At 65.3% G+C, this 22,837-nt stretch carries 20 protein-coding genes; 16 read left to right on the top strand and 4 right to left on the bottom strand.

Annotated features, from left to right (window positions below):
• Positions 1-120: 120 nt before the first annotated feature.
• Positions 121-759 (bottom strand): oxygen response regulator transcription factor FixJ, encoded by a 639-nt coding sequence (gene fixJ / locus VK92_RS21915; protein ID WP_006493245.1) that lies wholly within the window; start codon positions 757-759, stop codon positions 121-123.
• The gene (gene fixL / locus VK92_RS21910; RefSeq protein WP_048024081.1) at positions 756-3,272 is read right to left on the bottom strand and encodes an oxygen sensor histidine kinase FixL; all 2,517 of its coding nucleotides are present in this window, start codon (positions 3,270-3,272) and stop codon (positions 756-758) included. Before fixL ends, fixJ begins: the two co-directional genes overlap by 4 nt.
• Positions 3,273-3,545: 273 nt before the next feature.
• Here fixL and aceE point away from each other — a divergent pair, with 273 nt between their 5' ends.
• From aceE to lpdA, 3 genes are all read left to right on the top strand, one after another.
• Positions 3,546-6,242 (top strand): pyruvate dehydrogenase (acetyl-transferring), homodimeric type, encoded by a 2,697-nt coding sequence (aceE, locus tag VK92_RS21905; protein ID WP_021157662.1) that lies wholly within the window; start codon positions 3,546-3,548, stop codon positions 6,240-6,242.
• A gap of 68 nt (positions 6,243-6,310) precedes the next feature.
• Entirely contained in the window at positions 6,311-7,963 is a 1,653-nt protein-coding gene (gene aceF / locus VK92_RS21900; protein ID WP_048024080.1) for a dihydrolipoyllysine-residue acetyltransferase, read from the top strand.
• A gap of 285 nt (positions 7,964-8,248) precedes the next feature.
• The gene (gene lpdA, locus VK92_RS21895) at positions 8,249-10,009 is read left to right on the top strand and encodes a dihydrolipoyl dehydrogenase (RefSeq protein ID WP_048024079.1); all 1,761 of its coding nucleotides are present in this window, start codon (positions 8,249-8,251) and stop codon (positions 10,007-10,009) included.
• 198 nt (positions 10,010-10,207) lie between these two features.
• On the opposite strand, the gene VK92_RS21890 is transcribed toward lpdA, so the two are convergent.
• Entirely contained in the window at positions 10,208-10,774 is a 567-nt protein-coding gene (locus tag VK92_RS21890) for a phasin family protein (protein ID WP_006481973.1), read from the bottom strand.
• Between the two features lie 653 nt (positions 10,775-11,427).
• On the opposite strand from VK92_RS21890, the gene pbpG reads away from it, so the two are divergent.
• Positions 11,428-12,597 carry a D-alanyl-D-alanine endopeptidase gene (gene pbpG, locus VK92_RS21885; protein ID WP_021157665.1) on the top strand — a complete coding sequence of 390 codons (1,170 nt, stop codon included), beginning with the start codon at positions 11,428-11,430 and terminating at the stop codon, positions 12,595-12,597.
• Between the two features lie 93 nt (positions 12,598-12,690).
• Here the strand turns inward: pbpG and VK92_RS21880 are convergent, their stop codons facing one another.
• On the bottom strand, positions 12,691-13,500 hold the full coding sequence (locus VK92_RS21880; protein WP_027786965.1) for an IclR family transcriptional regulator: 810 nt from the start codon (positions 13,498-13,500) through the stop codon (positions 12,691-12,693).
• A 183-nt stretch (positions 13,501-13,683) separates the two neighbouring features.
• Here VK92_RS21880 and VK92_RS21875 point away from each other — a divergent pair, with 183 nt between their 5' ends.
• The 12 genes from VK92_RS21875 (at position 13,684) to iscX (ending at position 22,803) form a co-directional block, all read left to right on the top strand.
• Positions 13,684-14,406 carry a (Fe-S)-binding protein gene (locus VK92_RS21875; RefSeq protein WP_021157667.1) on the top strand — a complete coding sequence of 241 codons (723 nt, stop codon included), beginning with the start codon at positions 13,684-13,686 and terminating at the stop codon, positions 14,404-14,406.
• Positions 14,407-14,440: 34 nt separating this feature from the next.
• The gene (locus VK92_RS21870; protein ID WP_021157668.1) at positions 14,441-15,850 is read left to right on the top strand and encodes a lactate utilization protein B; all 1,410 of its coding nucleotides are present in this window, start codon (positions 14,441-14,443) and stop codon (positions 15,848-15,850) included.
• A 129-nt stretch (positions 15,851-15,979) separates the two neighbouring features.
• Positions 15,980-16,207: a hypothetical protein gene (locus VK92_RS21865; protein ID WP_027786967.1), complete on the top strand. Its 228-nt coding sequence runs from the start codon at positions 15,980-15,982 to the stop codon at positions 16,205-16,207.
• A gap of 101 nt (positions 16,208-16,308) precedes the next feature.
• Positions 16,309-16,791 (top strand): low molecular weight protein-tyrosine-phosphatase, encoded by a 483-nt coding sequence (locus tag VK92_RS21860; RefSeq protein WP_048024076.1) that lies wholly within the window; start codon positions 16,309-16,311, stop codon positions 16,789-16,791.
• A 114-nt stretch (positions 16,792-16,905) separates the two neighbouring features.
• Positions 16,906-17,445, top strand: coding sequence for a Fe-S cluster assembly transcriptional regulator IscR (gene iscR, locus VK92_RS21855; protein WP_009691731.1), 540 nt, complete (start codon positions 16,906-16,908; stop codon positions 17,443-17,445).
• 65 nt (positions 17,446-17,510) lie between these two features.
• Complete coding sequence (locus tag VK92_RS21850; protein ID WP_021157672.1) at positions 17,511-18,734, top strand: IscS subfamily cysteine desulfurase; 1,224 nt, start codon at positions 17,511-17,513, stop codon at positions 18,732-18,734.
• Between the two features lie 68 nt (positions 18,735-18,802).
• The gene (gene iscU, locus VK92_RS21845; protein WP_006481982.1) at positions 18,803-19,210 is read left to right on the top strand and encodes a Fe-S cluster assembly scaffold IscU; all 408 of its coding nucleotides are present in this window, start codon (positions 18,803-18,805) and stop codon (positions 19,208-19,210) included.
• Positions 19,211-19,275: 65 nt separating this feature from the next.
• The gene (iscA, locus tag VK92_RS21840; protein WP_012492710.1) at positions 19,276-19,599 is read left to right on the top strand and encodes an iron-sulfur cluster assembly protein IscA; all 324 of its coding nucleotides are present in this window, start codon (positions 19,276-19,278) and stop codon (positions 19,597-19,599) included.
• 94 nt (positions 19,600-19,693) lie between these two features.
• The gene (hscB, locus tag VK92_RS21835) at positions 19,694-20,221 is read left to right on the top strand and encodes a Fe-S protein assembly co-chaperone HscB (RefSeq protein WP_042973645.1); all 528 of its coding nucleotides are present in this window, start codon (positions 19,694-19,696) and stop codon (positions 20,219-20,221) included.
• A gap of 54 nt (positions 20,222-20,275) precedes the next feature.
• Positions 20,276-22,144 carry a Fe-S protein assembly chaperone HscA gene (hscA, locus tag VK92_RS21830; RefSeq protein ID WP_048024075.1) on the top strand — a complete coding sequence of 623 codons (1,869 nt, stop codon included), beginning with the start codon at positions 20,276-20,278 and terminating at the stop codon, positions 22,142-22,144.
• Between the two features lie 88 nt (positions 22,145-22,232).
• Complete coding sequence (gene fdx, locus VK92_RS21825; protein ID WP_011352558.1) at positions 22,233-22,574, top strand: ISC system 2Fe-2S type ferredoxin; 342 nt, start codon at positions 22,233-22,235, stop codon at positions 22,572-22,574.
• Positions 22,575-22,593: 19 nt separating this feature from the next.
• Positions 22,594-22,803, top strand: a complete 210-nt coding sequence (gene iscX / locus VK92_RS21820; protein WP_048024074.1) for a Fe-S cluster assembly protein IscX — start codon at positions 22,594-22,596, stop codon at positions 22,801-22,803.
• Positions 22,804-22,837 lie beyond the last annotated feature (34 nt).

The following is a 22,837-nucleotide window of genomic DNA, read 5'->3' as shown; positions in this document are numbered from 1 at the left end:
CCGGTGCCGGCGCTCCGGGAGGAAGCGCCGGGCCATGCCGCGCGAGTGGGCCGCATCGCGCGGCGCGGTAGCCGATGGTGCGGCCGGCCGGGCAGGGCTGCCCGGAGCCGCGCGCGCCGCTCAGGCCTGCTTCTTCGACAGCGCGAGGCGCAGCAGGTCGGCCACCGTATTGACGTTGAGCTTTTCCATGATGTTCGCGCGGTGCGCTTCGACCGTCTTGATGCTGATGCCGAGATCGTCGGCGATCTGCTTGTTCAGGCGGCCCGCGATGATCCGTTCGAGCACCTGCTGCTCGCGCGCGGTCAGCTTCGACAGGCGTTCGCTCGCGGCACGCTGCTCCTGGACGCTCTTGCTTTCGCTTCGGGCCTTGTCGAGCATCCGCTCGACGAGCTTGCGCAGCTCGGCTTCGTCGAACGGTTTCTCGATAAAGTCCATCGCACCCTTTTTCATCGTCGACACGGCCATCGGCACGTCGCCGTGACCCGTGACGAAGATGATCGGCAGCGCGGCATTGTCGGCGATCAGGCGTTCCTGCAGCTCGAGACCGCTCATGCCCGACATCCGCACGTCGAGGATCAGGCACGCGATCTGGCCGGCCTGCTGCGCCGGCTGGTACGCATCGAGGAACTGCTCGGCGCTCGAGAAGCATTGCACGCGATAGCCGTTCGCCTCCAGCAGCCAGCGCAGCGAGTCCCGTACGGCCTCGTCGTCGTCGACGACGAAGACGGTTTCCTGAGTGGTGGTGACAGGGCTATTCATAGTTCTCCCGTAACGGTATGTGATGCCGATGCCTCGCGCCCCCCTTGGCCGAGATCAGCGGGTTCCCCAATGGGCAGGCTGCAGTGGAACGTCGCGCCGGAAATGCGGCCATCCGGCTCGACGTTGTTGACCACCCACAGACGCCCCCGATGCGATTCGATGATCGAACGGCAGATGTTCAGCCCCATGCCCATGCCATCGGACTTGGTGCTGTAAAACGGTTCGAACAGGCGCTCGGCGGTCGCTTCGTCGACGCCCGGGCCCTGGTCGATCACGCGGATGTCGACGAATCCCGCCTCGATGTCGGCGATGACGCGGATCACGCCGTCCGCCGACGCCGGCTTCACGTCGGCCATCGCCTCGGCCGCGTTCTTCATCAGGTTCACGAGCACCTGCTCGATCAGCACGGGGTCGACATAAATAATAGGCATTCTTGCGAGGATTTCCGTGACGATCCGGATCCTGCGCTTCCTGGCCTCGATTTCAGCGAGCCCGACCGCGTCGGCGACGATGTCCGCGACCCGGGCCGGCTGGCGCTTCGGCTCGCTGCGCTTCACGAATTCGCGGATCCGCTTGACGATCATCCCGGCGCGCAGCGCCTGCTGCGCGGTCTTTTCCAGCGCGGGCTGCAGCGTCTCGGGCGTGCCGCGGCCGCTCTTGACGAGCGCGAGCGTGCCCGAGCAGTAGTTGTTGATCGCGGCGAGCGGCTGGTTCAATTCGTGAGCAATCGACGACGCCATTTCACCCATCGTCATCAATCGGCTCGTGAACTGCAGCTTCTCTTCCTGCTGGTGCGCGAGCTCCTGCGCCTTCTTGCGGGTCGTGATGTCGGTCGCGATCTGCATCTGCGCGAGGTGGCCGTCCACCCACTGGATGTACTGGCGGCGCACCTCGAACCACTTCTGGATGCTCTCGACGTACACCTCCTGCGCATCGGCCGTGCTGCTCGTCAGCGCGGCGGCCGGCAGGCCCGCGAACGCGTCGACCATGTCGATCGAGTCGGACGAGGCCTGCGCACGGTCGAAGCCGCCGCCGGACAGCTCGAGATGGCCGTCCGGGCGAATGCCGAACAGGTGGCGGTAGTAGCGGTTCGCGAACAGCAGCTCGGCCTCGTCGGCGGCCAGCACCGACACCGCGGCGTCGAGGCTTTCGAGCACCGTCGTGAAGCGCTCGTGCGCGGCCGCGAGTTCCTCGCGCGCGCGCTTCGGCTCGGTGATGTCGGTCATCGACGACATCCAGCCGGTCTGGCGGCCCGAACTGTCGATCAGCGGCGACACGTACAGGCGCGCATGGAACAGCGTGCCGTTCTTGCGCCGCACGCGCAGCTCGAAGCCCGAGCTCGGCGCCTTGCCGCGCAGCGTCATGTCGAGCTGGCGCTGCATTTCCGGGTAAGCGTCGCGCGGCCAGTACGGGAACGGCGCGACCTTGCCGACGAGGTCGGTTTCGTCCCAGCCCGTCATCCGGCAGAACGCGGGGTTCACGTGCGTGATGCGGCCGTGCATGTCGAGCACGCGCATGCCGATCAGCACCGAATTCTCCATCGCGCGGCGGAAGAACGCCTCCGCGTACAGCGCCTGCTGCGCCTCGAAGCGCTGGCGCGTGTGCTTCCACAGGCTCCAGAGGCTCCACAGCACGAAGCACGACAGGCCCGCCACGAGCCATACGAGCGTGTTGTTGGTGAGGTTCGTGAGCTGCGGGAATGCGTACACGCGCACGGTCAGCCCCTGGCCGGGCGGATCGAGCGGCAGGTCGTAGTGCGAGTCGCGCGGCAGGCGCGGGCGCGTCGACGTGGACGACAGCTCGCGGTTGTTCGCGTCGGTGATCGAGATCTTGTACTTCGACGACAGTTCCTGCGGAATGTCGTGCTTCAGAATGCCTTCGACCGAGAACACCGCGGCGATCGAGCCGAGGTACTCGCGGTCGCCGCGCATGACGGGCGTCTGCAGCGTGATGAAGCCGTTGCCGAAGTCGTCGTAGATCAGCGGCGAATAGGCCTGGCGCCGCGTGCTGCGCGCCTCGTCGTACGCGCCGCGCACGGCGTCCTGCATCTGCGCTTCGCCGGGCTTCGCGAGCCGCTGGCCGAGCAGCGGCGGATGCACGGTCGGCCAGCGCTGTACGCCGGGCGATGTGTACCAGTTCAGGTAGAGGATTTCCGGGTGCGTCTGCATCACGTCCGCGACGGCCATCTGGAACGCGTTCTGGTCGAGACGGCCGGACGCGAGGTCGCGCGACACTGCCTGGAGCTGTTCCTGCGCGCCCGTCATCGACAGGCGGATCTGCTGCTGCGCCCACGCGACGTTCCGGAAGAGGGTGTCTTCCTGCTGCTGCTGTTCGCGGCGGTTGAGGCTCCACAGGATGAGGCTCATCACCACCAGGAACACGAGGATCGACAGCAGTGGCGTCAGCAAATAGGAATTGGACCACCACGGTCCGTGGTGCCAACGGGACGGCTGCGACTCCGCCGGCGGGCCCGACGGTCGCGCCGAGCGTGCGAGAAGCCGATCGGTCAACATGGCAGGATTGTAGCGCAGCGCAATACATGGAAAACCTATACCGGATATGTTGAACGGAAACGGATTTGTTCCGCCGGGACGCGCCGGAGAGCCCCGAAATATGGGTGCAGCGCAGCAATATTTCGTATTGCGAGAAAAGATCTCACAATTCGAAAATTTTGTTGCGCAGGCCCGCGCACGCTCATTACAATCCGCTGGAGCTTGCCCGCAGCCGGTCGCGTCGCGTCGTCTGCACGAGAGCGATCCTCACATTCCAGGACCCAGGAGACGAGAATGTCCGCTGTACCGAACGAAGTGATGAAATATGTCGCCGCCGAACGTGACGACGACCCGCAAGAAACCGTCGAGTGGCTGGAGTCGCTCGATGGCGTGATCTCCTCCGTGGGCACCGGCCGCGCGCATTACCTGATCGAAAAGCAGATCGAGTTCGCCCGCATGCACGGCGAACACCTGCCGTTCTCCGCCAATACCCCGTACATCAACACGATCCCGGTCGAAGCCCAGGCGAAGATCCCGGGCGACCAGGACATCGAGCACCGCATCCGTTCGTACACGCGCTGGAACGCGCTGGCGATGGTGCTGCGTGCAGGCAAGGACACGAACGTCGGCGGCCACATCGCGTCGTTCGCGTCGGCCGCGACGCTCTATGACGTCGGCTACAACCACTTCTGGCACGCAGCGTCCGAGCAGCACGGCGGCGATCTCGTGTTCGTGCAGGGACACTCGTCGCCGGGCGTGTACTCGCGCGCATTCCTGCTCGGCCGCCTGAAGGAAGAGCAGCTCGACAACTTCCGCCAGGAAGTCGACGGCAACGGCATTTCGTCGTACCCGCACCCGTGGCTGATGCCGGACTTCTGGCAGTTCCCGACCGTGTCGATGGGCCTCGGCCCGATCATGGCGATCTACCAGGCACGTTTCATGAAGTATCTGGAAGCGCGCGGCATCGCGAAGACGGAAGGCCGCAAGGTGTGGGCATTCCTCGGCGACGGCGAGACGGACGAGCCGGAATCGCTCGGCGCGATCGGGATGGCGAGCCGCGAAAAGCTCGACAACCTCGTGTTCGTGATCAACTGCAACCTGCAGCGTCTCGACGGCCCGGTGCGCGGCAACGGCAAGATCATCCAGGAACTGGAATCGGAATTCCGCGGTGCCGGCTGGAACGTGATCAAGGTCATCTGGGGCAGCCGCTGGGACGCGCTGTTCGCGCGCGACAAGACGGGCGCGCTGATGCGCCGCATGATGGAAGTCGTCGACGGCGAGTACCAGACGTACAAGTCGGAGTCGGGCGCGTTCGTGCGCGAGCACTTCTTCAACACGCCTGAACTGAAGGCGCTCGTCGCCGACTGGTCCGACGACGACATCTGGGCGCTGAACCGCGGCGGCCACGATCCGCACAAGATCTACGCGGCTTTCCACGAAGCCACGAACACGAAGGGTGCGCCGACCGTCATTCTCGCGAAGACCATCAAGGGCTACGGGATGGGCGAGTCGGGCCAGGCGATGAACATCACGCACCAGCAGAAGAAGCTGCCGGTCGAGCAACTGAAGAAGTTCCGTGACCAGTTCCGCCTGCCGATCACCGACGAGCAGATCGCCGACGTGCCGTACCTGAAGTTCGAGGAAGGTTCGAAGGAACTCGAATACATGCGCAAGCAGCGCATGGATCTCGGCGGCTACCTGCCGCATCGCCGCGAGAAGGCGACGTCGCTGCCGGTGCCGGCGCTCGACGCGTTCGAACCGCTGCTGAAGGGCACGGGCGAGGGCCGCGAGATCTCGACGACGATGGCGTTCGTGCGGATTCTGAACATCCTGCTGAAGGACAAGGCGCTCGGCAAGCGCGTCGTGCCGATCGTCCCGGACGAATCGCGTACGTTCGGCATGGAAGGCCTGTTCCGCCAGATCGGTATCTGGAACCAGGAAGGCCAGAAGTACGTGCCGGAAGATTCCGACCAGCTGATGTTCTACAAGGAATCGCAGACCGGCCAGATCCTGCAGGAAGGCATCAACGAAGCGGGCGGCATGTGCGACTGGATTGCGGCGGCGACGTCGTATTCGACGCACGGCGAGATCATGGTGCCGTTCTACATCTTCTATTCGATGTTCGGCTTCCAGCGGATCGGCGATCTGGCATGGGCCGCGGGCGACATGCGTTCGCGCGGCTTCCTGCTCGGCGGTACCGCGGGCCGCACGACGCTGAACGGCGAAGGCCTGCAGCACGAAGACGGCCACTCGCTGCTGTGGGCGGCATCGGTGCCGAACTGCGTGAGCTACGACCCGACCTTCGGCTACGAACTCGCGGTGATCGTCCAGGACGGCCTGCGCCGCATGGTGCAGGACCAGGAAGACGTGTACTACTACATCACGGTGATGAACGAGAACTACGAGCACCCGGCGATTCCGCAGGGCGAGCACGTGGCGGCCGACATCATCAAGGGCATGTACGCGTTCAGGAAGGCCGACGCCGACAAGAAGGCGCCGCGCGTCCAGCTGCTCGGCGCGGGCACGATCTTCAACGAAGTGATCGCTGCCGCCGACCTGCTGAAGAACGACTGGGGCGTCGCCGCCGACCTGTGGAGCGTGCCGAGCTTCACCGAGCTGGCGCGTGAAGGCCACCAGGTCGAGCGCTGGAACCTGCTCCATCCGACCGAGGAGCGTCGCCTGTCGCATGTGCAGAAGTGCCTGAAGGACACGCAGGGCCCGGTCATCGCGTCGACCGACTACGTCCGCGCGCTGGTCGACCAGATCCGCGGCCAGATCGATCGCCGCTTCGTCGTGCTGGGCACCGACGGTTTCGGCCGCTCGGATACCCGCGAGAAGCTGCGTCACTTCTTCGAAGTCGACCGTCACTGGGTCACCGTCGCCGCGCTCAACGCGCTGGCCGACGAGGGCACGATCGAGCGCAAGGTGGTCGCGGACGCGATCGCCAAGTACAACCTCGATCCGTCGAAGCCCAACCCGATGACCGTTTAACGCACACGCCGTGTGATGCCGCGCGCCGCTTCCGCGAGAAGCGCGCGCAGCCATGGAGACAGAAACAGATGAGTCAAGCGATCGAAGTGAAGGTGCCGGATATCGGCGATTACAAGGACGTGCCGGTGATCGAGATCGGCGTGAAGGTCGGCGACACGGTCGAGCCGGAGCAGTCGCTCGTCACGCTCGAGTCGGACAAGGCGACGATGGACGTGCCGAGCCCGGTAGGCGGCGTCGTGAAGGAAATCAAGGTCAAGGTGGGCGATTCCGTGTCGGAAGGCTCGCTGATCATCCTGCTCGAAGGCGGCGCCGCGGCGCAGGCCAACGGCGCGGCCGCGCCGGCCGCAGCACCGGCTCCGGCGGCCGCGCCTGCGCCGGCCGCAGCGGCACCGGCTGCCGCACCGGCAGCCGCCGGCGGCACGCTCGAAGTGAAGGTACCGGACATCGGCGACTACAAGGACGTGCCGGTGATCGAGATCGGCGTGAAGGTCGGCGACACGGTCGAGAAGGAACAGTCGCTCGTCACGCTCGAGTCGGACAAGGCGACGATGGACGTGCCGAGCCCGGCAGCGGGCGTCGTGAAGGAAATCAAGGTCAAGGTGGGCGATTCGGTGTCGGAAGGCACGCTGATCGTGCTGCTCGAAGCCGCAGGTGCAGCGGCTGCCGCACCGCAGGCGAGCGCACCGGCGCCCGCCGCTGCAGCGCCGGCGCCAGCACCGGCAGCACCTGCACCGGCACCCGCGAAGGCCGCACCGGCCGCTGCAGCGCCGGCTCCGGCCGCGGCATCGTCGGGCGAATACCGCGCCAGCCACGCATCGCCGTCGGTACGCAAGTTCGCACGCGAACTCGGCGTCGAAGTCGCGCGCGTGCAGGGCTCGGGTCCGAAGGGCCGCATCACGAAGGAAGACGTCACGGGCTTCGTGAAGGGCGTGATGACCGGCCAGCGCGCGGCACCGGGCGCGGCAGCCGCGCCGGCAGGCGGCGGCGAACTGAACCTGCTGCCGTGGCCGAAGGTCGACTTCTCGAAGTTCGGCCCGTTCGAGGCGAAGCCGCTGTCGCGCATCAAGAAGATCTCGGGCGCGAACCTGCATCGCAACTGGGTGATGATCCCGCACGTCACGAACAACGACGAAGCGGACATCACCGAGCTCGAAGCGCTGCGCGTGCAGCTGAACAAGGAGCACGAAAAGGCGGGCGTGAAGTTCACGATGCTCGCGTTCGTGATCAAGGCGGTCGTCGCCGCGCTGAAGAAATTCCCGACCTTCAACGCGAGCCTCGACGGCGACAATCTGGTGTTCAAGCAGTACTACCACATCGGTTTTGCCGCGGACACGCCGAATGGCCTCGTCGTGCCGGTGATCCGCGATGCGGACAAGAAGGGGCTCGTCGATATCGCGAAGGAAATGGCCGAGCTGTCGAAGGCCGCACGCGACGGCAAGCTGAAGCCGGACCAGATGCAGGGCGGTTGCTTCTCGATCTCGTCGCTCGGCGGAATCGGCGGCACCCACTTCACGCCGATCATCAATGCGCCGGAAGTCGCGATCCTCGGGTTGTCGCGCGGCCAGATGAAGCCGGTGTGGGACGGCAAGCAGTTCGTGCCGCGTCTGACGCTGCCGCTGTCGCTGTCGTATGACCATCGCGTGATCGATGGCGCGGAAGCCGCGCGGTTCAATGCGTATCTCGGCGCGTTGCTCGCGGATTTCCGTCGCATCATTCTTTGATGAGCGGGGTGGGGCTCGCGGGGGCGTGGTTTTTGGTTGGTTCTCCACGCTCTTGTCGTTGAACCTGTTGCGCTAACGGTCTATTAGCGTCGCCCCTGCGCGGGGCGGCGGTCACTTTTCTTTGTCTTCCAAAGAAAAGTAACCAAAAGAAAGGCGCGTCCTTGGGCGGACGGCAAAGGTGGTCCTGCCCAGCGTCGCGTTCTCTTGTCAGGCCGTAGTCGCAGTAGTGGGTTCTTCCGCGGGTTTCTCCCCCTCTGTCTGCAGCTAATCAAGAAGGGGACAGTCATGAGTCTCATCGAAGTCAAGGTTCCGGATATCGGCGATTTCAGCGGCGTCGATGTCATCGAAGTCAACGTGAAACCCGGCGACGTGATCGAAAAAGAGCAGACGCTCATCACGCTCGAATCCGACAAAGCCTCCATGGAAGTGCCCAGCGACGTCGCCGGCACCGTCAAGGAAGTCAAGGTCAAGGCCGGCGAGAAAGTCTCGCAAGGCACCGTCATCGCCATCGTCGAAGCATCGGCAGGCGCCGCCGCGCCCGCGAAAGCACCCGAACCGGCCAAGCCCGCAGCGGCTGCTCCGGCACCGGCCGCCCCGGCGCCCGCGCCGCAAGCCGGCAGCTACAGCGGTGCCGCCGACATCGAATGCGACATGCTCGTGCTCGGCGCCGGCCCCGGCGGCTACTCGGCCGCGTTCCGCGCAGCGGACCTCGGCATGAAGACCGTGCTCGTCGAACGCTACTCGACGCTCGGCGGCGTGTGCCTGAACGTCGGCTGCATCCCGTCGAAAGCACTGCTGCATACGTCGCTCGTCGTCGAGGAAGCCGCGGCGCTCGCGTCGCACGGCATCACGTTCGGCAAGCCGGAAGTCGATCTCGACAAGCTGCGCGACTTCAAGGGCGGCGTCGTCAAGAAACTGACGACGGGCCTCGCCGGCATGGCCAAGGCGCGCAAGGTCGAAGTGGTCACGGGCGTCGGCGCATTCGTCGATCCGTTCCACATGGAAGTGCAGGGCGAAAACGGCAAGAAGGTCGTCAAGTTCAAGCAGGCGATCATCGCGGCGGGCTCGCAGGCCGTGAAGCTGCCGTTCATGCCGGAAGACCCGCGCGTCGTCGATTCGACCGGTGCACTCGAACTGCGCCAGCTGCCCAAGCGCATGCTCGTGATCGGCGGCGGCATCATCGGCCTCGAAATGGCGACGGTGTACTCGACGCTCGGCGCCGAGATCGACGTGGTCGAAATGATGGACGGCCTGATGATGGGCGCGGACCGCGATCTCGTGAAGGTCTGGGAAAAGTACAACGCGAAGCGCTTCGGCAACGTGATGCTGAAGACCAAGACGGTCGGCGCGGAAGCGAAGGAAGACGGCATCTACGTGAAGTTCGAGGGCGAGAAGGCGCCGGCGGAAGCGCAGCGCTACGACCTCGTGCTCGTCGCGGTGGGCCGCAGCCCGAACGGCAAGAAGATCGGCGCCGACAAGGCAGGCGTTGCCGTTACGGAGCGCGGCTTCATCGACGTCGACAAGCAGATGCGTACGAACGTCCCGCACATCTTCGCGATCGGCGACATCGTCGGCCAGCCGATGCTCGCGCACAAGGCCGTGCATGAAGGCCACGTCGCAGCGGAAGCCGCGCACGGCGAGAAGGCGTACTTCGACGCACTGCAGATCCCGTCGGTGGCGTACACCGATCCGGAAGTGGCGTGGGCCGGCAAGACGGAAGACCAGTGCAAGGCCGAAGGCATCAAGTACGGCAAGGCCGTGTTCCCGTGGGCCGCATCGGGCCGCGCGATCGCGAACGGCCGCGACGAAGGCTTCACGAAGCTGATCTTCGACGAGGAAACCCATCGGGTGATCGGCGGCGCGATCGTCGGCCTGAACGCGGGCGACCTGATCAGCGAAGTGTGCCTCGCCGTCGAGATGGGCGCGGACGCGGAAGACATCGGCAAGACGATCCATCCGCACCCGACGCTCGGCGAATCGGTCGGCATGGCCGCCGAACTGTACGAAGGCGTGTGCACGGACCTGCCGCCGCAGCGCAAGAAGTAACGCGACCGGCGCCGGCATGTTGCCGGCCACAAAAAACGCCGCCTCCCGGGCAATCCGGGCGGCGGCGTTTTCTTTTGCTGGCGGCCGATGCTCAAACGACCGTTCGGGCAAGGCAGGCGGCTTGGCGAGCCCGGCGTGGTGCGGCGCCAGAAACGAAAAAGCCGCGCAGTGCGCGGCTCTTTCAGGAGCAGGGGACGCTTACGCGGCCGGCTTGCTCGAACGACGTGCGGCAGCGGCGGTAGCAGCCTTCGTTGCGACGGCAGCAGCAGCGTTGAAGTTCGTTTCAGCGATTTCGACGGCTTGCTTCGTGGCCTTCTGAACCGTTTCGTACGTGGTGTTCGCAGCGTTCAGTGCCGACTTCAGTGCGGCGACAGCCGTTTCCGAACCGGCCGGGGCGTTCTTCGCGACGTTGTCGACGAGTGCCTGGACCTTCTTGTTCTGCTCTTCGAATTGCGCTTCTGCAACCTTCGCGAACTCGGCTTGCGTCGACGATGCGATTTCGTACAGGTGACGGCCGTACGACAGCACCTTTTCCGCGACCGGCTGCGACAGGCTGGCTTGCAGTGCGATCAGTTCCTGTGCGTCCTTCACCGACAGCAGGCGCTGTGCGTTTTCCTGGCCTTCGGCCAGCGTCGACTTCACGACCTGCAGGTTGAGTTCGATCAGCTTCTCGACGCCTTCGAACGCCTTGGTCGTCAGACCGAACAGGCTTTCGAGGTTGGCTTTCTGTGCAGCGGCGATTTGCTCGGGGGTCAGCAAGGACATGTCCAGCTCCTGAAAAGCGATCGCGTCGATCGCAGGGTAAAGGGCACTACGACGGGGAACCTCGGATGCGCGTGCTTTGTGCAACGCAGCAATGAGGCCTATTTTAGGGCAGCGAAAACGGATGTCAAGTGTTTTTTGTGCGTTGCACAATCGCGACAAATTATCGATAAAACAACAAGTTATCGTGCCCGTTCGGAATCGGTTTCATGCGCGTCTCCCAGATGGTGCGCACGGGCGCGGGGCGCACGCGGCGCACCATGATCATGCACAGGTAAACCTGACAGGGTCATGGAACGTTATCCTTCTGTTCCTGTCGAAAACGCGCCGTTTCGATGCGCGTACCGTGGCGACGTGCCGCCGCCACGGCCGAGACCGGCTCCCAAGGCACCCCGAGCGCCGGATACGTAGTTTCCCCGCTTTAAATCGCCTCCGAAGTGACGTTATCTCAATTAACCGTGTGTAATCGGGAGACGGGTACTGTCGGGCAGCGCATCCCATGAATTTTTTCGATGGGAGCGGGAGGGTTCATTGGTCAGAGGTTGGCCAACCCTTACATTCCGGTTTAACGACGATCGGTAAGTGCCTAATATTGCTCTTTTTTTCAGCTTTAACTACACTTGCGGAAACCTCCCGCCCGCTTTGTCCAGACCCCAATGAAAGCCGAATCGTTTTCACCGCGCAGATTGTTGCAGAGCATGACGCTCGGCACGGCTGTGTCGGTCGCTGTCGCCTTGCTGGCGACCACCGCGTCCGTCACGCCCGCTGACGCCTTTGCCGCCACTGCGAAGACCCAACAAGCCGCCAAGAAAAAGGCTGTCGCTCCTGCTTCGTCCGCGAAGAAGAAGTCGGCCAAGGCCACCTCCGACAAATCCGCCAAGGTCGCCGCGGCCGATGCGCCGCGCGCAAAGGCGTCGCGCAAGCGCGTGACGCTCGCGGCGAACAGCGTGCGTGCCGGCCATCACGGCGCGGTTCGCAAGGTCGCGTTCCAGCCGCGCCGGCAGAGCGTCGGCCAGGCGTTCGGCCTGCACGATACGCCGGACGCACTCGCGCTGCGTTCGAGCGTCGCGTACGTCGTCGACCAGAACACCGGCGAGCCGCTGTTCGACAAGAATTCGCACGCCGTCGTGCCGATCGCGTCGATCTCGAAGCTGATGACGGCGATGGTCGTGCTCGACTCGAAGGCGCCGATGGCCGACCAGATCGAAGTCACCGACGAAGACCGCGACTACGAGAAGGGCACGGGCTCGCGCCTGTCGGTCGGCTCGGTGCTGTCGCGTGAAGACATGCTGCACATCGCGCTGATGGCGTCGGAAAACCGCGCGGCCGCCGCGTTGTCGCGTTATTACCCGGGCGGTCGTCCGGCGTTCATCGCCGCGATGAACGCGAAGGCGAAGTCGCTCGGCATGACCGATACCCATTTCGAGAATTCGACCGGCCTGTCGAGCTCGAACGTGTCGAGCGCGCGCGATCTGGTGAAGATGGTCAATGCGGCGTACCAGTACCCGATGATCCGTCAGTTCTCGACCGATCGCAGCTACGAGGTGTACACGGGCAAGCGCAATCTCGCCTACAACAGCACGAACGCGCTGATCCGCGGCAACGGCTCGTGGGACATCGGTCTGCAGAAGACGGGCTTCATCAACGAAGCGGGCGAATGCCTCGTGATGCAGGCGACGATCCACGGCCGGCCGATGGTGATGGTGCTGCTCGATTCGTTCGGCAAGTATTCGCGATTCGCCGACGCGGCACGCCTGCGCAACTGGCTCGACGCCGGCGGCGGCGAGCGCCTGACGGCGGCCAACACGCCGAACGGCGGGACCTGATCGCACGGCGGCGTGACGGTTCGCCGCCGCGCCGATGGCCGAAAAAAAGCCCCGCAATCGCGGGGCTTTTTTACTGCGGGCGCGCGGAGCGGCTTACGCCTGCCGCTGCAGCCCGTCCGCATCCTTCGTGGGCGCCGGCCGGTAGCCGAGCGATTCCGAAATGGTGAGGGCAGTACGGCTCAACTGGCCGAGCCACGCATCCTGGAGACGATCGGCCGGCGCCGACAGCGACAGGCCCGCGACGAGCTTGCCCGAATCGTCGTAGATGCCGGCCGCGATGCAGCGCACGCCGAGCTCCAGTTCCTCGTTGTCGCGTGCGCACGATTGCTGGCGGACGATCGTCAGCTCGCGCTCGAGCTTCGCGATGTCGGTGATGCTGTTCTGCGTATGGCCGGACAGCCCCGTGCGCGTCGCATAGGCGCGCACGCGCGACGTTTCGTCGGCTGCAAGGAACAGCTTGCCGACCGACGTGAGGTGCAGCGGCGCGCGGCCACCGATCGCACGGACGACCTGCATCCCTGAGCGCTCCGAATACGCGCGCTCGATGTAGACGATCTCGTCGCCCTGGCGCACCGACAGGTTCACGGTCTGCCCGGTGAGGCGGTGCAGCTCGCGCATCGGCATCAGCGCCGCGTCGCGTACCGACAGGCGTGCCTTCACGAGGTTGCCGAGCTCCAGCAGCCGCATGCCGAGGCGATACGTGCCGGGATCGGAGCGGTCGACGAGGCGGCAGGTCACCATGTCGTTGAGGATGCGGTGCGCCGTGGACGGGTGCAGCTCCGTGCGCTGCGCAAGTTCCTTCAGGCTCACGGGGTCACTGTGCGCGGCGAGCGCGTCCAGCAACCGCATCATGCGTTCGATCACCTGGATCGACGTTTTGGAATCCGGGGTGGGTTGGCTCATGTCGGGGGAGAAATCGGTTGACGCGGCAAGCGGTGTTGCAACGATTGTATCTCGTATCGTGAAAAAAGCGAACGCCGTTCGAGGAAGTCCTCGTTTCGCGCAGTGCGGGCTTGCGCGCGAGCCGGCGTTGGTCTCGCCGGCCAAACGGCGGATAATGAGAGCCGTTTTCTCGAAGGAGCGCGTATGCGAGTCGGTTTGTTCGTGACCTGCCTGGTCGATCTGATGCGTCCGGAAATCGGTTTTTCGGCGCTCAAGCTGATTCGCGACGCCGGCTACGAGGTGATCGTGCCGCCCGCGCAGACTTGCTGCGGCCAGCCGGCCTACAACTCGGGCGACCGCGCGCTCGCCCGCGATCTCGCGGAAAAGACGCTGCGCGAGTTCGAGCAGTTCGATTACGTCGTCGCGCCGTCGGGTTCGTGCGGCGGGATGATCCGCGCGCACTACGGCGACCTGTTCCGCGACGACCCCGAGCTGATGGGGCGCTACACGCGGTTCCAGCAGAAGGTCTACGAACTGACCGATTTCCTGGCGAATGTCGCGAAGGTCTCGCTCGCGCCGGGTGAATTCACGGGGCCCGTCACCTATCACGATTCGTGCTCGGGCCTGCGCGAACTCGGCGTGAAGGCGCAGCCGCGCGCGCTGCTCGCGCAGCGCGGCATCGCGGTTACCGAGATGAAGGACTGCGAGCACTGCTGCGGCTTCGGCGGCACGTTTGCGGTGAAGTACGGCGACATCTCGGCGGCCATCGCGGACGAGAAGTGCGCGAACGTGCGCGCGTCGGGTGCGGGCGCCGTCGTGCTCGGCGATCTCGGCTGCATGCTGAACATCGAAGGGCGGTTGCGCCGCACCGGCGACCGCGACACGCGCGTGCTGCACGTCGCGCAGGTGCTGGCGGGCGACGTCTGACGCCCGGTTCCGCTCACTTTTCCCCGATACCGCGATGCAAGTCCAATCGATGCATTTCAAGGCGCGCGCCGGCCAGAAGCTGGCCGACCAGCGCCTGCAGCAGAACCTGAAGAAGCTGTCGACGAAGTTCGTGTCCGCGCGTGCCGACGCGATGACCGCGATCGACTTCCCGGCCACGCGGGCCGCGCTGAAGGCGCGCCGCAACCGCGCGCTGGAGAACCTCGACGTCTGGCTCGAGGCCTTCGAGCAGGAGGCGACGCGGCGCGGCACGACCGTGCTGTTCGCCGAGACGACGGCGGACGCCGCGCGGCTCGTGGCCGACATCGCGCGCCGTCACGACGTGAAGAAGGTCATCAAGACCAAGTCGATGGTGTCGGAGGAAATGCGCCTGAACGCGGTGCTCGCGGAAATGGGCGTGCAATCGATCGAGACGGACCTCGGCGAATACATCCTGCAGATCAACGACAACGAGCCGCCGAGCCACATCATCGCGCCCGTCGTCCACAAGGACAAGGACGAGATCGCCGACCTGTTCGCGCGCACGCACCACCGCGAGCGGCTCACCGAGATTCCGGACATGACGCGGGAGGCGCGCGAGGTGCTGCGCCCGCATTTCATGTCGGCCGACATGGGCGTGACCGGCGGCAACTTCGTGATCGCCGAGACCGGGTCGGTCGCGATCGTGACGAACGAAGGGAACGAGGGGATGTGCACGGTGATGCCGCGCGTGCATGTGGCGGTGACGGGCATCGAGAAGGTGCTGCCGACCCTCGAGGACCTCGCGACCGCGATGCGCCTGCTGCCGCGTTCCGCGACGGGGCAGAAGACGTCGAACTATTTCTCGCTGCTGACCGGGCCGCGCGGGCCGGACGACGAGGACGGCCCCGAGCACAACTACGTGGTGCTTGTTGACGGCGGCCGCACGGGGCTGATCGGCGGCGAGTTCCAGGAGATGCTGCGTTGCATCCGCTGCGGCGCATGCATGAACCATTGCCCGGTTTACCAGAAGGTCGGCGGCCATGCGTACGGCTGGGTCTACCCGGGGCCGATGGGTTCCGTGCTGACGCCGAGTTACGTCGGGCTCGATCGCGCGCTGGATCTGCCGCAGGCCGCGACGCTTTGCGGGGAATGCGACAGCGTCTGCCCGGCCGGGATTCCGTTGTCGCACCTGTTGCGCACGCTGCGCGAGAAGCAGGTCGAGCGGCACCTGCGGCCGTGGCGCGAGCGGGCGGCGCTCGCTGCATGGGGTTTCGTCGCGCGGCGGCCGATGCTGTACGCGCTGACGACGAAGCTCGCGGTGCGCATCCTCGAGCGGCTGGGCGCCGGCGGCACGCTGCGACGCCTGCCGATGATGGGCGGCTGGATGGACACGCGCGACATGCCGACCCCGACCGGGCGCACGTTCCGCGAACTGTACGCGGCGTCGCAAAGCCACCTCGGCTGACGACTGTTCATCCGGCGACAACACTGCGTTCGCTATTTGGATATTTATCTCGATAGGTGCGGTCTATAGAATCTCGTCTGTAGTCCCCGGAATTGGGTTTCGGGGTACGAGGTCAAGGAGGTCCGCATCATGAAAAAGACAATATCGATGTACTGGCCGCTGGCAATCGTCGTTCCGCTGGCTGCGGCTGCCTATCTGCACGCGATGGCCGATGCGCCGTCGCGTGGCCCGCTCGCAGTTCACCAGGCATCTGCCGAACTGGCGCGTGCGGTGTCGTTCGGGCTGGTCGACGACGCGGCGAAGCCGCTGCCGGCGGCATCCGGCGACGTCGCGCTCGTCGCGCCGAAGGCGCTGTAATGCACGGCGCCGTCGCTTTGCCGGACGGCGCGATTCCGGTCGCCTTTGTATAATGGCGTGTTCTTCTCCCGCGCGGTTCGCCGCGGCTTTCCGATAGTGCGATGACCCGCGTTTCGATCTGTTTCGTCTGTCTCGGCAACATCTGCCGTTCGCCCACCGCGGAAGGCGTGATGCGTCATCAGGTCGATGCGGCCGCGCTGGCGGACCGGATCGCGATCGATTCGGCCGGCACCGGCGACTGGCATGTCGGCGAGCCGCCCGATACGCGTGCGCAGGCGGCCGCTCGCGGCCGCGGCTACGACCTGTCGGCGCTGCGCGCACGACAGGTGAGCGCGGCGGATTTCGAGCGCTTCGACCTGCTGCTCGCGATGGACGACGCGAATCTCGCGGAACTGCGCCGCCGCTGTCCGCCGCAGCATCTGGACAAGGTGCGCCTGCTGATGGAATTCGCGCCGGATTCGACTGAAACCGAAGTGGCCGATCCGTATTTCGGCGGCGCGCAGGGTTTCGAGCAGGTGCTCGACCAGGTCGAGCGCGCGTGCGCGGGCCTGCTCGAGACGCTCCGGGCTCGCACGGAGCGCTGATCGCGCGGTATTCAGCGGTCTGCGAATACCCTTTCAAAGACATGGATACTTGACTAAAAACGTCAAATATTTATACTTGACCAAAATCGTCAAGATTGCAGTCCCCTAGACACCATGAGACTCACCACCAAAGGCCGTTTCGCCGTCACGGCGATGATTGACTTGGCACTGCGCCAGGAGCAGGGCCCGGTGACGCTTGCAGGCATCAGCCAGCGCCAGCGGATTTCGCTCTCGTATCTCGAACAGCTGTTCGGCAAGCTGCGCAGGCATGAAATCGTCGAATCCGTGCGCGGCCCGGGCGGCGGCTACAACCTCGCGCGTCGCGCGCAGGACGTCACCGTTGCCGACATCATCATCGCGGTCGATGAACCGCTCGACGCCACGCAGTGCGGCGGCAAAGGCACGTGCGACGGCTCGAAGCAGCCCGACGGCCATTGCATGACGCACGAGCTGTGGTCGACGCTGAACCAGAAGATGGTCGAATACCTCGACTCCGTGTCGCTGCAGGATCTCGTCGATCAGCAGCGCGCACGCGAGGGCGCCCCTGCGGTGTTGCGCGATCGCCGCACGCCGGAGCCCGTCGCTGCACCGGCCGAACCGGTGCGCACGATGCCGCTCGGTCCCAATTCGGTGTTCAACATCGCGAGTTCGTGAGCGCGAAGGCGCCCGCCATACCCCATAACGCACATAGTCCCTGCACAGAATTCCCGGAGCGACAGATGACCCAAGAGACTCTCCACCTGCCCATCTACATGGATTACAGCGCGACGACACCGGTCGACCCGCGTGTGGTCGACAAGATGGTGCCGTACCTGCGCGAGCAGTTCGGCAACCCGGCATCGCGCAGCCACGCGTACGGCTGGGATGCCGAGCGTGCGGTCGAGGAAGCGCGCGAACAGGTGGCCGCGCTCGTGAACGCGGATCCGCGCGAGATCATCTGGACGTCCGGCGCAACGGAGTCGGACAACCTCGCGATCAAGGGTGCCGCGAACTTCTACAAGGGCAAGGGCAAGCACATCGTCACGGTGAAGACCGAGCACAAGGCCGTGCTCGACACGTGCCGCGAGCTCGAGCGCGACGGCTTCGAAGTCACCTACCTCGACGTCAAGGATGACGGCCTGATCGACCTCGACGTGTTCAAGGCCGCGCTGCGTCCGGACACGATCCTCGTGTCGGTGATGCACGTGAACAACGAGATCGGCGTAATCCAGGACATCGAGACGATCGGCGAAATCTGCCGCGAGAAGGGCATCGTGTTCCACGTCGACGCCGCACAGTCGACCGGCAAGGTCGGGATCGATCTGGCGAAGCTGAAGGTCGACCTGATGTCGTTCTCGGCACACAAGACGTACGGCCCGAAGGGCATCGGCGCGCTGTACGTGCGCCGCAAGCCGCGTGTGCGCATCGAAGCGCAGATGCACGGCGGCGGCCACGAGCGCGGGATGCGTTCGGGCACGCTGCCGACGCACCAGATCGTCGGCATGGGCGAAGCGTTCCGCATCGCACGTGAAGAAATGGCGACGGAAAACGAGCGCGTCCGCATGCTGCGAGACAAGCTGCTGCGCGGCCTGTCGCAGATCGAGGAAACGTACGTGAACGGCGACATGGAACGCCGTGTCCCGCACAACCTCAACATCAGTTTCAACTTCGTCGAAGGCGAGTCGCTGATCATGGCGATCAAGGACGTCGCGGTGTCGTCGGGCTCCGCGTGCACGTCGGCGTCGCTGGAGCCGTCGTACGTGCTGCGTGCGCTCGGCCGCAACGACGAGCTGGCGCACAGCTCGATCCGCTTCACGGTCGGCCGCTTCACGACGGAGCAGGAAGTCGACTTCGTGATCAACCTGCTGAACAGCAAGATCGCGAAACTGCGCGAACTGTCGCCGCTCTGGGAAATGCACCAGGAAGGCATCGATCTGTCGACGATCGAATGGGCCGCACACTGAGCGCCGGATTGAACATACCCGCGGGCGGATTCGCGCACGCAGACGTAACGAGTCAAGGAGTCTGAGTCATGTCTTACAGCAACAAGGTTCTGGATCACTACGAAAACCCGCGCAACGTCGGTTCGTTCGCGAAGGATGACGACACGGTCGGCACGGGTATGGTCGGCGCGCCGGCCTGCGGCGACGTGATGAAGCTGCAGATCCGCGTCGGCGCGGACGGCGTGATCGAAGACGCGAAGTTCAAGACGTATGGTTGCGGTTCGGCGATCGCGTCGAGCTCGCTCGTCACCGAGTGGGTGAAGGGCAAGACGCTCGACGAAGCACTGTCGATCAAGAACACGCAGATCGCCGAAGAACTCGCGCTGCCGCCGGTGAAGATTCACTGCTCGATCCTCGCGGAAGACGCGATCAAGGCAGCCGTGGCCGACTACAAGAAGCGCCACGACACCAAGGAAGGCGATCAGGCAGCAGCCTGAGCGGCATCGAGCGGCTAGAGAAGGAAACGCGGCGGGCCCCGGTGGCGCGCCGCGGCAAGGACATCATGGCAATTACACTGACCGAAAAAGCAGCACAGCACGTCCAGAAATACCTCGTCCGTCGCGGCAAGGGTATGGGCCTGCGGCTTGGCGTTCGCACGACCGGGTGCTCGGGGCTCGCGTACAAGCTCGAGTATGTCGACGAGCTGGCTCCCGAGGATCAGGTGTTCGAGAGCCATGGCGTGAAGGTGATCGTCGATCCGAAGAGTCTTGCGTACATCGACGGCACCGAGCTCGACTTCGCCCGCGAAGGCCTGAACGAAGGGTTCAAGTTCAACAACCCGAACGTGAAGGACGAGTGCGGTTGCGGCGAATCGTTCCGCGTGTGACGCGGATCTCCGCGCGATGCGGGCAAGAGGCGGCACGGGCCGCCTTTTTAATGTGCGGCGTTTGCCGTGCGACGAACCGGAATTGAACGCGACGATGGTCTCGCTGAAAGACAGCCACTTCGACCTGTTTCACCTGCCGGCGCAATTCGCGCTCGACGAGACGGCGCTCGACGCCGCCTATCGGACGGTGCAGACGCAGGTGCATCCGGACCGCTTCGCGGCGGCCGGCGATGCGCAGAAACGCATCGCGATGCAATGGGCAACCCGCGCGAACGAGGCGTACCGCACGCTGCGCGATCCGCTGAAGCGCGCGTCGTATCTGCTGTCCCTGCGTGGTGTCGACATCGGTGCGGAAAACAACACCGCGATGGAGCCCGCGTTCCTGATGCAGCAGATGGAGTGGCGCGAGGGCATCGAGGATGCCGCGGCCGCCCGCAATGTCGACGCGCTCGACGCGCTGCTCGCCGAGTTGCGCGAAGAGCGGCGCGTGCGTGTGGAGCGTCTCGGCACGCTGCTAGACAGCGGCGCGGATCAGGCGGCCGCCGAGGCCGTGCGCCAGCTGATGTTCATCGAACGGGTCGCGTCGGAAGTGGGCGCGCAGATCGAGCGCCTCGAAACTTAACCGCGTGCCTCGCGGCACGCGCAGCAAACGGGCCGAGCGCCCGAACGAACCAAGATGGCTTTACTGCAAATTTCCGAACCGGGCATGGCGCCGGCGCCGCATCAGCGGCGACTCGCCGTCGGGATCGATCTCGGCACGACGAACTCGCTCGTCGCGGCCGTGCGTAACAGCGTGCCGGAGGTGCTGCCGGACGAAGCGGGCCGTGTGCTGCTGCCGTCGGTGGTCCGCTATCTCGAGAAGGGCGGCCGGCGGATCGGCCACGAAGCGAAGGAGCAGGCCGCGACCGATCCGCGTAACACGATCGTGTCGGTCAAGCGCTTCATGGGCCGCGGCAAGGCCGAGGTCGAAGGCGCGGCGAACGCGCCGTACGAATTCGTCGACGCGCCGGGCATGGTGCAGATCCGCACCGTCGACGGCGTGAAGAGCCCGGTCGAAGTGTCGGCCGAGATTCTCGCGACGCTGCGTTATCGCGCGGAAGATTCGCTTGGCGACGACCTCGTCGGCGCGGTGATCACGGTGCCCGCGTATTTCGACGACGCACAGCGCCAGGCGACCAAGGACGCCGCGCGCCTCGCGGGCCTCAACGTGCTGCGCCTGCTGAACGAACCGACCGCCGCGGCGATTGCCTATGGCCTCGACAACGGGGCCGAAGGCCTCTACGCGGTGTACGACCTCGGCGGCGGCACGTTCGACCTGTCGATCCTGAAGCTGACGAAAGGCGTGTTCGAAGTGCTGGCCGCGGGCGGCGATTCCGCGCTCGGCGGCGACGATTTCGACCACGCGCTGTTCGGTCACGTGCTCGCGCAGGCCGGCATCGATGCGAAGACGCTCGCGCCCGAGGACGTGCGCCTGCTGCTCGACCGTGTGCGCGTGCTGAAGGAAGCGCTGTCGTCCGCGCCGCAGGCGTCGCTCGACGTCACGCTGTCGGGCGGTGCGCATCTCGTGCAGACGATCTCGCACGATACGTTCGCGTCGCTCGTCGAGCCGCTCGTGCAGCGTACGCTCACGCCGACCCGCAAGGCACTGCGCGACGCGCAGGTCACGCCGGCCGACATCAAGGGCGTCGTGCTCGTCGGCGGCGCGACGCGCATGCCCGTGATTCGCGACGCGGTCGCGAAGTATTTCGACCAGCCGCCGCTCGTGAACCTCGATCCGGACCAGGTCGTCGCGCTCGGTGCGGCGATCCAGGCCGACCTGCTCGCAGGCAATCGCGGCACCGGCGACGACTGGTTGCTGCTCGACGTGATTCCGCTGTCGCTCGGTGTCGAGACGATGGGCGGCCTCGTCGAGAAGATCATCCCGCGTAACTCGACGATTCCGATCGCGCGCGCACAGGAATTCACGACCTTCAAGGACGGCCAGACCGCGATGGCGATCCACGTCGTGCAGGGCGAGCGCGAGCTCGTCGCCGACTGCCGCTCGCTCGCGCGCTTCGAGCTGCGCGGCATTCCGCCGATGACGGCCGGTGCGGCGCGCATTCGCGTGACCTACCAGGTCGATGCGGACGGGCTGCTGTCGGTGTTCGCGCGTGAGCAGCATTCGGGCGTCGAGGCGTCGGTCGTCGTGAAGCCGTCGTACGGTCTCGCCGACGACGACATCGCGAAGATGCTCGAGGACAGTTTCAAGACTGCCGAAATCGACATGCGCGCCCGCGCGCTGCGCGAAGCGCAGGTCGAGGCCGAGCGGATGCTCGAGGCGACGCAGGCTGCGCTGGCGGCCGACGGTGAACTGCTCGACACGGACGAGCGCGCGCAGGTCGATGCGTTGGCCGCGGCGCTGCGCACGATCGCGCAGGGCGACGACACGGACGCGATCGAAACCGCGACCAAGGCGCTGGCCGACGGCACCGACGAATTCGCGGCGCGCCGGATGGACAAGAGCATCAAGCGCGCGTTGTCGGGCCGCCGGCTCGACGAGATCTGAACTCACGAACTGCGCATCGGCCGGTAACGGCCCGCGCGATATTGAACCGTGCGGCGCCTGGCGCCGCACCCTGACTGACGGAACGGACATGCCTCAACTGGTGGTGCTGCCTCACGTCGAACTGTGCCCGGACGGCGCGGTGATCGACGCGACGCCCGGCAAGAGTATCTGCGACAACCTGCTCGAACACGGGATCGAGATCGAGCATGCATGCGAGAAGTCGTGCGCGTGCACGACGTGCCACGTGGTGATCCGCGAAGGCTTCAACGATCTGACACCGTCCGAGGAGGACGAGGACGATCTGCTGGACAAGGCGTGGGGCCTCGAGCCGACGTCGCGCCTGTCGTGCCAGGCGATCGTGAAGGAAGATTCGGACCTGGTGGTCGAGATTCCGAAGTACTCGATCAACCACGCGAAGGAAAATCACTGACAGGAACCGGAGGCAGGCGATGAAATGGACCGATTCGCGTGAAATAGCCATTGCGCTGGCGGACAAGTACCCCGACATCGACCCGCAGCGGATCAACTTCGTCGACCTGCGCCAGTGGGTGCTCGAACTCGACGGTTTCGACGACGATCCCAAGCATTCGGGCGAGAAGATCCTCGAAGCGATCCAGGCCCACTGGATCGACGAATCGGATTTCGACGACGAAGACTGAACACCGCGTGCGTCGCAACGGCGCAGACGGCCGG

The organism is Burkholderia sp. LK4 (genome assembly GCF_001043615.1).
Lineage (GTDB): Bacteria > Pseudomonadota > Gammaproteobacteria > Burkholderiales > Burkholderiaceae > Burkholderia > Burkholderia cepacia.
Note: the sequence above shows the minus strand (reverse complement) of the source record. Positions and strands in the feature narration are given on the sequence as shown.